The organism is Acinetobacter sp. TSRC1-2, from assembly GCF_049895885.1.
Classification (GTDB): domain Bacteria; phylum Pseudomonadota; class Gammaproteobacteria; order Pseudomonadales; family Moraxellaceae; genus Acinetobacter.
Genome location: NZ_JAFCTF010000027.1, coordinates 1 through 9084 on the forward strand (window position 1 = coordinate 1; position 9084 = coordinate 9084).

Here is a 9084-nt window from a genome sequence, read left to right on the forward strand (position 1 = left end):
AGGAACGTAAGATCAGACAGGAGTCAGATCTAAGCATCAAATACGAAAAAGCCCAACAGGATGTTGGGCTTTTTTATTACCTATCATTTCTCATTTGCAAAGCAAGCCTAATCCACTTAAAATATAGACTATAATCTATATTTTGGTTGTGGTATGTGGATAGTCATTACGACAGATCTATTTAATCAATGGCTTGAACAGCAAGATGAATCAACACAAGAGAAAGTCTTAGCTGCCCTGGTTGTTCTACAGCAGCAGGGACCGAGTTTAGGCCGCCCTTTAGTAGATACCGTGTATGAATCTAAATTTACCAACATGAAAGAGCTGCGTGTTCAACATCGCGGTAGACCACTGAGAGCTTTTTTCGCATTTGATCCTTTACGACAGGCTATTGTGCTATGTATTGCTGATAAAGGCGGTAAAAAGCGTTTTTATAAAGACATGCTGGATATTGCGGATGAGCAATACGAACTTCATCTCACAACCCTAGGAGATAAATCTAATGGCTAAGACTCTACAAGAATTGTTAGCTAGCCGCTCTCCAGAGAGCCAAGCCCGTATTCAAAAAATGGCAGATGAATTACTGCTAGAAAGTCAGCTTTATCTTATTCGTGAAGAGTTAGAGATTTCGCAGAAAGAACTCGCTGCCACACTTGGAATCAAACAGCCCTCTCTTTCAGCAATTGAAAATCGTGGTAATGATTTGAAAATTTCAACCATGAAAAAGTATGTTGAAGCAATGGGCGGAAAGCTTCGTATTGATGTGGAACTTCCAACGGGAAAACATATAGGATTCAATGTTTAACAATAAAAATGGGAGCTGAAAGCTCCTATTTTTGACTTCGCATAAGAGATTTTATGTTAAATATAGATCATAAATTTATGGATATAGATATATGATTATAAAACATAACAATGACTTTTTTATTCAATGGGATACTACGTACTATCTTGAAAATAACCTAGAGTTGGGCGTTTTTAATTTTTGGATTGATGATCATGCATACCCAGGAAAATATACTAATATCACCCTAATTCCCCTATTTAATGATCTTATAAGTAATTTAGAAGAAATTCATAATATTAAACAAGATTTAGGGGGTATCCTTTTGAGTCAGATTGATTTTTCATTAAGTAATGATCAACTGGTGAACTTAGATACAGGGGAACTATTTCAGTATGGATTAGGCTTGAGTATTGGTTTTGATAAAAATATTGAGCGCGTATTTTATACATTAGATTACGGAAAAATTTTTTCTGAAATTGTTTTACCAAAAGGTACTCTTACAAATACACTGAAATCTCTCCGACAATTCACTAGCCACCATATATAATTTCGTATAAGCACCATTATGTTAAATGAGACATGGTTTTGATGAATATTTTCTTTTTATATTGTAGATTTTATGTGAAAGATTAAAATATTTTTTTATAAAAAATATAAGTTTATGATTGAAATTTATAAAATTAATAGCATATAGATAGTTCATATAACTTTAAGAGAAATTATTAAAATGAGCGCAGAATTACAAAGCCTTAAGTCATCACTAGAACAAGAGATAAACGAGATTAAAGAGCAAGAAGATTTACAAAAAAAACTAGATAATATACGAACTCAAATTTACGCTCTAGATGATAAAAACTTTACAGATAAGCTAAATGATATAAAGTCCAAAACTGCTATATTATTTAAAGATTTAGGTTTTAATTTTACTCAGCGGGCTTTACCAGAACAACAAGAAGAATGTGTTTTTTCATATTCTAGCTTTGTTTTTAAATTTGTTTTCCCAAATCCATCGCAAGGGTATTTTGGGTATCGATCTGTTATTGAGGTAGATGTATCTAAAGATAACAACAAACAACAGTATCGAATGGGGATTTTTGCGAAAAAGGAACCTAGCTTAAACACAGAAGGATTGCCTTTGCGTGAACGTATTGAAACTCTTGAACAATATTTATCAACGTATGTTGCTAAAAGTTATGATATTTCTACGGTAAATATGCGGGCCAAGCAACAAAATTTATTGGTAACTGACTTAAATCAATTTACAGATCATATTGAGGTGATTTTAAAAGATTTTAAAAAGTAATTTATGAATGATGTAAAGGACGCGTGGATCTAGTATCCACGTTTTTTTGCTTTAGATAAGAAATTTATATAAGTATATAAATTTTATTATTAAATATAATATAATCAATATATTAGTTATATATTCAACATGATTATTATGAATAAGCCATTAATTTTATTTAATTTAGTAAAAAACTTAAAACAATTTAATAATCAATCAGATATAAGACCATATGATTGTTATAGGACTGCTTTAAATCTTCCTAAAAATTCTAATGTTAGACAGCATTTAGTTTATTTATCCCAAATGGCCTATGATGTTGCAAGCCATTTAGAAGCAGACAACCCATTACTTGATGATCGAACATGGGTAAATAAATTAATTGATGTTTTGATTATTCCATTTGATCAAGCCGGTCAGTTTAGAGCAAAATTAAATGATCTTTACCCAATCGTAGAAATCTCTTTAGCATCACATGTTAGAGCATGGGATCATATTTCAAGTATTAATAAGAATTTGACTGATGATGAAATTTCAAATTTAAAAGAGAATACGCGTCAACTGCTAGATGATGTTTTAAAATTGAATAATTTAGATGTTAAAGTAAAAGTTTATTTGATTGATCAACTCAAGAAAATTTTAGAAATTTTAGATAATTATCAAATTTATGGACATGAAAAATTAGTTGATATCTTAGAAAAATCAATAGGTCACGTAATTGTTGATGATACTTATAAAAAATTTATGTGTGATAATGACAAAAGTGAAAAATGGAAAAAATATTTAACAGATTTTAGCGCAGTTATTACTTTGTCATCTGGAGTTGCTCCATTACTTCAATCTTTACAAGGCTATTTACAATAACGCATTAAATAATAATAGCGAAGTAGTAAAAACCTAGAGACAGATGTAGAAAAAATTGAAGCAGTTTTGATGAGATTTTCACAGGTTTCCTTAAAAGGAATAAGTTTAATTAGTGAATGTATTAATTTTTATTTCTAAGAATATCTAAAATTGACATAATACAACTTATACGAAATTATTTTTATTTCTTATATAAATCATAATCTTATCGTATGTAAAAAAGCCCAATCTGTAGTGATTGGGCTTTTTTAATGATTTTTCACGTTCCACACTTACTATTTGATCGTTGTTCCACAGATTTAATTAGTTCTATTGAACAATTAGCCTGTATAACCACTTCTTCTTGCATTATCAATACAGTCACTTTTATTTGAATAACCTTGAGTTGAAGCCCCTACAATACGACCATTAACAGCAGTTCTTGTCCAACGCCAATCTCCACGATTATCTTTATAAAATTCCCACTTATCTTCTTGTGACATGATGCCCTCTTTACGGTTTTTAAAAATGGTGAGTTTTATATATAGGAACGAATTTTTTATTTTCAATATCAATATATTAATTATTTAAATTATATTTTTGATAGGTGGTGAATTTAGTAGGGTCGCTCAGTTCTTTAAAGCTATTATTGTGGTGTAAAAGTATAATCTTATGTTATTATGTATCTCAATTGAGTTACAAACATTAAGGTAAAGATATGACTTCTCAAACCTCAATGCTACACGTTCGAATTGATGATGATACTAAGCTTCAAGCTCAGTTGGCTCTAAAATCAATGGGTATGTCTGTTTCTGACGCTGTACGAATCTTTTTAACCCGTGTTGTTGCAGAACAAGCAATCCCCTTTGAGGTTCGCGTACCGAATGCACAGACTCTTGCTGCTATGAATGAAGCAGATGAACTGATCCAAGCTAAAAAAGCCCGTTTCGAAACTGTAGAAGACTTGTTCAATGACCTCGAAAAAAACAGCTAAATCTAAACGTGCCGTTTTACCTCGATCATCGGACTACACCAAAGAGTTTTTAGCAGATTGGCAACGGCTTTCTCGTAGTGGTCGCTACGATATGGGAAAACTAAAAGAAGTCATGATGCTCTTAATCGTTAATGATGAACCGTTAGGGGCAGAATGGCTTGATCATGCCTTAAATGGTAGTGAGTGGAAAAACTGCCGTGAATTGCATGTCGGTGGCGATTTTCTATTGATCTATCGTGTTGAATCCCTGTCTAAGTTCGATATGATTGTTTTTGTTCGTGCAGGAACACACAGCGAACTGTTCTAACCTAACTTATGTAATAACAAGATATTGCGATCCATTAAACAGCCCAGTTTGTAAAAACTGGGCTGTTTAATGGATCTTTCATATAAAGAACTATTTTAAAGACCAAATTTAGCCATTAGGTAAGAAAAATCTACTCCAAAAACCTCTCTTTTCTGGTGTGTCATTAGGCGTCTCAACTTGTTTCAATGACATAGTACTGGGACGTTCCACTGGTGCTTCATGAGATTTATCATTATGTTCCATTTCTTTATTTATAAGGGTTTCAGATGTTTCATTGATATTGTCTCGTAGTGTATCGCCAGGACGTTCCACTGGTGTTTCATGAGATTTTTTTTCAGATTCTTCTTTATGACCTAGCAGTAATTGAAACCGATCAATTTGATCTAAATAACGTAGTTCTCGATCTTTATAAGATTCAATTTCTCTCTTCATAAAATCGACAAGTTGACGTAAATCTGCATCATCTTTTATTTCTTTAGGTGGGATTTCCTGAGACTTCAATACAGGTTCACCAAAGCATCGTATAACTTCAGCTATATCAAAAAGACTATCAGCACTTCTTGAGATTCGGCCTTCTTTAATTGCTCTATAAATTGTTGAACGACTCACATTAAACCGTTTTGATACTTCGCTGAGCGACAATTTAGCCATTTATTAAATCCTTTTTATTCTCCGGCATATATCCCACTTTTTTTAGATATGGATACAGTTCTTTAAAATTATTAGGATCTTGTAGCATTTCTGCAATCCGAACTGCAAACTGTTGATAGCTTTCTGTTCCTTGTGAGTATTTGCCCATTTCTGTAAGTTCTGAAAGCTTATTAGCAAACATATGACGTTGAGCATCTGTCATTTTAGAAAATAGATCTACTGTGTTTGAATCTATGGTGTTGATCAGCTGCTTGTTTGCAGATTTTTTTTGTTTAAGTCTGAATGAAAAGCCAGTGATAAAGCGTCCTGTTTTATGTTGTTCTACTTCAACTGTAATATCTGTATGTTCTTTAATTTGCTTAATTGAGGGATCTAATACACGTTTTTTAAAATCATGCATTCTGTTGTATTCACTATCTAGTACACCGATCTGTTTTCTAAAATCCGTCAATTCTATTATTGGCGTTTTCCCTGTACTTCTCCATGCAATCAAAATCTCATATAGACGAACAGCATAGCCAGTACTTAAATAGCTAATCTGTTTCATTTCATAGCTTGTAAAATGTTTTTCAAGCCTTGTAATTAAAGGAATTATGGCAGGAGAAAATATAAGCTCAACACTTGCAGTATTATCAATATAAGCAATTTGTGAAACCCATCTACTAGTTATGTTTGCTATACCTTTTGGGCGTTGTTCTTGATAGCTAAATTGACGAGCAAATAGATCCTTACAAGCATCTTTTAAGGCTTGGTAAGCTGTGTTTCTATGTACGTTGAATTGATTAATATAGCTTTCAGCATGAACGGTCAGGGGGTCATTAGCATTAATACCTTTCCCACTTTCTCTAGCTTCCATAATCGCAAGCAGAATTAAACGTTGTTCAACTAGGTCTAGATTGTAACTAGCATTAATTAAAGCATTATCTTTTACTATCAGCTCTTTCATGGCGCATTGTTTTTTTATGTCGTTAAAGCGACACTAATATATTTTGTCGTCTTACGCAAGGTAAGTGTCGTCTTATTGCAAGGTAAGTGTCGTCTTATTGCAAGGTAAGTGTCGTCTTATTGCAAGGTAAGTGTCGTCTTATGAAGAGTAAAAGCCTTTGTTTACAATGGATTCAGCCTATCTAAAAGCATTTAAAACTTTAAAAATAATTAAAAGCCCAAGCAAAGAAAAATTGCCCTTGGTTTTCGCTTCGCTCAAACTCTATTGAATCTCGCTTTCGCTCGATTCGTCGGGGGCAATTTTTGCGTCATATTTTCGTGACTTTGAGAAAAAGCAAAAGCAAGATCAAAAGCGACTCGGAATTCGCTTCGCTCATAAGCTTTTTTTACTCGCTACGCTCGGTCTGGAATCAAGATTGGAAAGTTCGCACCCATGCGGGATGCTCTGCAATGCAGGTGATTAATGGATAGGGAGCTTGTAATCAGGGAAAGGGATGGGCGAATTTTCTCAGTTCGCTCGTAGACACTCGCTCTGTTTATCGGCTCATGCCACGAGATTTCATTTTCGGTGCAGGCTGCTGTGCTTTGAGCTGTTGTTCTTGTCTGAGTTTCATTTGTTGTTCTAGTTTGATTTCATCCACACATTTTTTAATGATCCGGTAGGATCGGTATAGATTCTGGTATTGCTCGGCTTTGGCCGGATGCTGCTTCTGGTACTGTTTCCAGGCATGTTCTTTGAAAGCATCTCTTTCCAGTAATTCCTTCACACCACTTTTTTTCTGCTGCTCATGTTGCCCTTTCAGTTGCTTGTGTTCCTGGTAAAGTGCATCACGTTGCGCTTCCCAGGCTTTTTTTCCAAATAATAACGGCTTGTTCTGGCCTAATTCCTTGTGTTGATCCACCAGACTTTGCAATTTGGCATGACTTTGCTTGAGTCCGCTTTTCACAATCTCCTCTGCGAGCTGCTGATTGAACTCGTTTTTATGCTTTTGCTGCTTGCTCAGGGTATTTTCGACCTTCTCCAGATGATACTGCATGAAATTTGGGTCTAGATTCGCGTCTTTTGCGCTGATTTCGCCTTTGAGCAGTTGAACAAGGGTTTCCCTCTGTTTTTGCTCAAACAGGGCTTTTTCGTCAATTGGTAGCGTTTTAGCACTATGTTTGATTTGAATCTGCTGCTCTGCTTTCAGTTTGTTGAGTTTTATCTCATTTTCAGCAATCAGATCGTCCATATTTTTGCCGTATTGCAGCTGTGCCTGATTTCTCTGTTTGATTTCATCATTGGTTCGGCTGATTTCGGTTTCAATACCTTGTCTGCGTAGTTCAGTGACTTTCGGTCCTTCGTGCAGGGTCGCTTCCAGACCATTCTCTTGGTCTTTGTAGCTGCGGTGGTCGACTCGGGCTGCGTGTCCGGCAAGTTCCAGGTGGCTGTTGCAGATATTGGCAAAGTGTTCGCGCCAGTACTCGATTTCTCCACTGTGTCTTTGATCCAGTTCCCGGGTTTTGTCGGTAAAGCCTTCCGGAGTCAGTTTGCGTGTGCTCATCAGGATGTGTGCGTGATAATTGCGCTCATCACTGCCGGATCCGGTATGTGGTGCATGGATACAGGCATCGACTGCGACCTGGTGTCTTTCCACAATGCTAGAACACAGTTCTTCGAGCATGGCCAGGCGTTGTTCCTGATTCAGTTCACTCGGAAAGGCGATTTCAAATTCCCGGGCCACGGTGGAGTTTTTTCGGGTTTCTCGCTGTTCAACTTCATTCCAGAGTTTTTCCCGGTTTTTTAAATGCTTTGGTGCGCCTTCGGGTAAATAAATTTCTTTATATTCCACTCCGGTTTTTCGGCTGTAGTCATGTTCTTTCCCTTCACGTTCGCAATAGATCTTTTCAGCGGCACGATAGGCAATCGCAGCAGTGGCGGAACGCCCTGCTGATCGTGCTACGGTTTTGACTGAAAAGTGGTAGATCGCCATGACTGCCTTTTGCTTTTTAAATTTCACCAAGTGGAATGACAACCGTGGATACGGTTGTTGGGGTATTGGGGGAACCCCAATCGGACTTGCAAACAAAGTTTGCATAAGTGCGCTCTTCGAGGAAAACATTACTATACATAGAGTACCTTGAATGCAGATTCAAGTGCGCTTATGTTAGGGATGATTTCCCAGGATGATGGTATTGGATTAATGAGCGTGACTGAAAATTTAGACAGCAAGATTAAGGCTCAGGAAGAAAAGCTGAAACAGTTAAAAGCTCAAAGACAAGCAGCACTGGCAAGAGAAAAAGCCAAAGAGAAAGAACAGGCGCGAAAGGATGACACCAGACGCAAGATTTTAATTGGATCCTGCATGCTGAAAATCACCGAAGAAGATGAGCAGGCTCGAGCGAAATTGATTGCTCAAATGGATCGTTATTTAATGGATGATCGAGATCGTCTGTTATTTAATTTAACTCTACTTGATTCAGAGAAGCATCAGTAATTTATAAAAGCCAAGCGTGGAATTTTGAAGAATAATTTATTTTTTACACGGATTATTTAACAATTTCTGTCCAAAATTCCATGCCTGAATTGACTAAGCCAGGGTCATTTTCAAACACTTCTTTTAAATCAGCAACGCTTACCCCTGAATGCCAAAATAGGATATGTAAAGCGATTGTCTGCTTTGCAATTTGCAGGGTCCTTTCATCTGAGTATTTTATAAAAAGGGAGATTGCTTTTTGGTTTCTACTAAAGAGAAAAGCAAAAATAATTTTTCGTTCAGGATCTTGCCCTAAAAACTCATCTCTTTTCATATGCTTTGACACTCATTTTATGAAGTGAACAGAATCGAACTTTAATATTTCTGTGATATCTCTGAGTTTATGGATTCTATCCTTTTTAAAGCTGAAACCCTTGCGCTATTAGCAATAAGCAGTTTTTTAAGTGCACTAGTGCACAAATTTTACTCATTAATACTAGTTCTGCTAATATTGGATTTACAAGAATTAAAATGTTCAAAAAATCTAATAAAATTAATGGTTATATTTATGAATAAACGTACTGCTTTAGAAATTACCCAAAAGTTACGATCTATTTATGCCCATCAAGTCAGAGTGGCAGAGCTATTCTTAAAAATAGGCGAAGTCGCTAATCTTACCCCTCTAATTCTCACTGGAAATAAAACCGTTTTTTCTTTTAAAGAAACTGGTAAATCTTTTACTAAAATTAAAAATGAAATTTCTGCTGTTAGAAGTACTTCACAAGCAGATGCAGTATTAGTAGAGATTATTTCCGA

General features: G+C 35.6%; 14 protein-coding genes. 9 read left to right on the forward strand and 5 right to left on the reverse strand.

What is annotated here, in order from left to right:
• Window positions 1–153 precede the first annotated feature (153 nt).
• From ACP69Y_RS16355 to ACP69Y_RS16375, 5 genes are all read left to right on the forward strand, one after another.
• Window positions 154–510: a type II toxin-antitoxin system RelE/ParE family toxin gene (locus ACP69Y_RS16355; protein ID WP_425919496.1), complete on the forward strand. Its 357-nt coding sequence runs from the start codon at window positions 154–156 to the stop codon at window positions 508–510.
• Window positions 503–805, forward strand: a complete 303-nt coding sequence (locus ACP69Y_RS16360; protein WP_425919497.1) for a helix-turn-helix domain-containing protein — start codon at window positions 503–505, stop codon at window positions 803–805. Before ACP69Y_RS16355 ends, ACP69Y_RS16360 begins: the two co-directional genes overlap by 8 nt.
• Before the next feature lie 91 nt (window positions 806–896).
• Window positions 897–1334 (forward strand): Imm42 family immunity protein, encoded by a 438-nt coding sequence (locus tag ACP69Y_RS16365; protein ID WP_425919498.1) that lies wholly within the window; start codon window positions 897–899, stop codon window positions 1332–1334.
• A 180-nt stretch (window positions 1335–1514) separates the two neighbouring features.
• On the forward strand, window positions 1515–2090 hold the full coding sequence (locus tag ACP69Y_RS16370; protein WP_425919499.1) for a hypothetical protein: 576 nt from the start codon (window positions 1515–1517) through the stop codon (window positions 2088–2090).
• 138 nt (window positions 2091–2228) lie between these two features.
• A complete protein-coding gene (locus tag ACP69Y_RS16375) occupies window positions 2229–2936 on the forward strand; it encodes a hypothetical protein (RefSeq protein ID WP_425919500.1) in 708 nt (235 codons plus the stop codon).
• Window positions 2937–3256: 320 nt separating this feature from the next.
• Here ACP69Y_RS16375 and ACP69Y_RS16380 read toward each other — a convergent pair whose 3' ends face one another.
• Window positions 3257–3418: a YegP family protein gene (locus tag ACP69Y_RS16380; RefSeq protein ID WP_425919501.1), complete on the reverse strand. Its 162-nt coding sequence runs from the start codon at window positions 3416–3418 to the stop codon at window positions 3257–3259.
• A 215-nt stretch (window positions 3419–3633) separates the two neighbouring features.
• On the opposite strand from ACP69Y_RS16380, the gene ACP69Y_RS16385 reads away from it, so the two are divergent.
• Both ACP69Y_RS16385 and ACP69Y_RS16390 read left to right on the forward strand, forming a co-directional pair.
• Window positions 3634–3909, forward strand: coding sequence for a type II toxin-antitoxin system RelB/DinJ family antitoxin (locus ACP69Y_RS16385; RefSeq protein ID WP_425919502.1), 276 nt, complete (start codon window positions 3634–3636; stop codon window positions 3907–3909).
• The gene (locus tag ACP69Y_RS16390) at window positions 3887–4216 is read left to right on the forward strand and encodes a type II toxin-antitoxin system YafQ family toxin (protein WP_425919503.1); all 330 of its coding nucleotides are present in this window, start codon (window positions 3887–3889) and stop codon (window positions 4214–4216) included. Before ACP69Y_RS16385 ends, ACP69Y_RS16390 begins: the two co-directional genes overlap by 23 nt.
• Before the next feature lie 108 nt (window positions 4217–4324).
• On the opposite strand, the gene ACP69Y_RS16395 is transcribed toward ACP69Y_RS16390, so the two are convergent.
• The 3 genes from ACP69Y_RS16395 to mobQ all read right to left on the reverse strand — a co-directional run bounded on the left by ACP69Y_RS16395 (window position 4325) and on the right by mobQ (window position 7785).
• Window positions 4325–4867 carry a plasmid replication DNA-binding protein gene (locus tag ACP69Y_RS16395; protein WP_425919504.1) on the reverse strand — a complete coding sequence of 181 codons (543 nt, stop codon included), beginning with the start codon at window positions 4865–4867 and terminating at the stop codon, window positions 4325–4327.
• Window positions 4860–5813, reverse strand: a complete 954-nt coding sequence (repM, locus tag ACP69Y_RS16400; RefSeq protein WP_425919505.1) for a replication initiation protein RepM — start codon at window positions 5811–5813, stop codon at window positions 4860–4862. Before repM ends, ACP69Y_RS16395 begins: the two co-directional genes overlap by 8 nt.
• A 535-nt stretch (window positions 5814–6348) precedes the next feature.
• Window positions 6349–7785 carry a MobQ family relaxase gene (mobQ, locus tag ACP69Y_RS16405; protein WP_425919508.1) on the reverse strand — a complete coding sequence of 479 codons (1437 nt, stop codon included), beginning with the start codon at window positions 7783–7785 and terminating at the stop codon, window positions 6349–6351.
• A gap of 210 nt (window positions 7786–7995) precedes the next feature.
• On the opposite strand from mobQ, the gene ACP69Y_RS16410 reads away from it, so the two are divergent.
• A complete protein-coding gene (locus ACP69Y_RS16410; RefSeq protein ID WP_131269259.1) occupies window positions 7996–8289 on the forward strand; it encodes a mobilization protein in 294 nt (97 codons plus the stop codon).
• 52 nt (window positions 8290–8341) lie between these two features.
• Here ACP69Y_RS16410 and ACP69Y_RS16415 read toward each other — a convergent pair whose 3' ends face one another.
• Window positions 8342–8602, reverse strand: coding sequence for a hypothetical protein (locus ACP69Y_RS16415; protein WP_425919506.1), 261 nt, complete (start codon window positions 8600–8602; stop codon window positions 8342–8344).
• A 234-nt stretch (window positions 8603–8836) separates the two neighbouring features.
• On the opposite strand from ACP69Y_RS16415, the gene ACP69Y_RS16420 reads away from it, so the two are divergent.
• A partial coding sequence (locus ACP69Y_RS16420; protein ID WP_425919507.1) for a hypothetical protein occupies window positions 8837–9084 on the forward strand: 248 nt, incomplete at its 3' end.

Excerpts from the sequence above, each read along its gene's own strand:
- ACP69Y_RS16355 (WP_425919496.1), top strand. The coding sequence starts at position 154 with ATGTGGATAGTCATTACGACAGATCTATTTAATCAATGGCTTGAACAG.
- ACP69Y_RS16360 (WP_425919497.1), top strand. The coding sequence starts at position 503 with ATGGCTAAGACTCTACAAGAATTGTTAGCTAGCCGCTCTCCAGAGAGC.
- ACP69Y_RS16365 (WP_425919498.1), top strand. The coding sequence starts at position 897 with ATGATTATAAAACATAACAATGACTTTTTTATTCAATGGGATACTACG.
- ACP69Y_RS16370 (WP_425919499.1), top strand. The coding sequence starts at position 1,515 with ATGAGCGCAGAATTACAAAGCCTTAAGTCATCACTAGAACAAGAGATA.
- ACP69Y_RS16375 (WP_425919500.1), top strand. The coding sequence starts at position 2,229 with ATGAATAAGCCATTAATTTTATTTAATTTAGTAAAAAACTTAAAACAA.
- ACP69Y_RS16380 (WP_425919501.1), bottom strand. The coding sequence starts at position 3,418 with ATGTCACAAGAAGATAAGTGGGAATTTTATAAAGATAATCGTGGAGAT.
- ACP69Y_RS16385 (WP_425919502.1), top strand. The coding sequence starts at position 3,634 with ATGACTTCTCAAACCTCAATGCTACACGTTCGAATTGATGATGATACT.
- ACP69Y_RS16390 (WP_425919503.1), top strand. The coding sequence starts at position 3,887 with ATGACCTCGAAAAAAACAGCTAAATCTAAACGTGCCGTTTTACCTCGA.
- ACP69Y_RS16395 (WP_425919504.1), bottom strand. The coding sequence starts at position 4,867 with ATGGCTAAATTGTCGCTCAGCGAAGTATCAAAACGGTTTAATGTGAGT.
- repM (WP_425919505.1), bottom strand. The coding sequence starts at position 5,813 with ATGAAAGAGCTGATAGTAAAAGATAATGCTTTAATTAATGCTAGTTAC.
- mobQ (WP_425919508.1), bottom strand. The coding sequence starts at position 7,785 with ATGGCGATCTACCACTTTTCAGTCAAAACCGTAGCACGATCAGCAGGG.
- ACP69Y_RS16410 (WP_131269259.1), top strand. The coding sequence starts at position 7,996 with ATGAGCGTGACTGAAAATTTAGACAGCAAGATTAAGGCTCAGGAAGAA.
- ACP69Y_RS16415 (WP_425919506.1), bottom strand. The coding sequence starts at position 8,602 with ATGAAAAGAGATGAGTTTTTAGGGCAAGATCCTGAACGAAAAATTATT.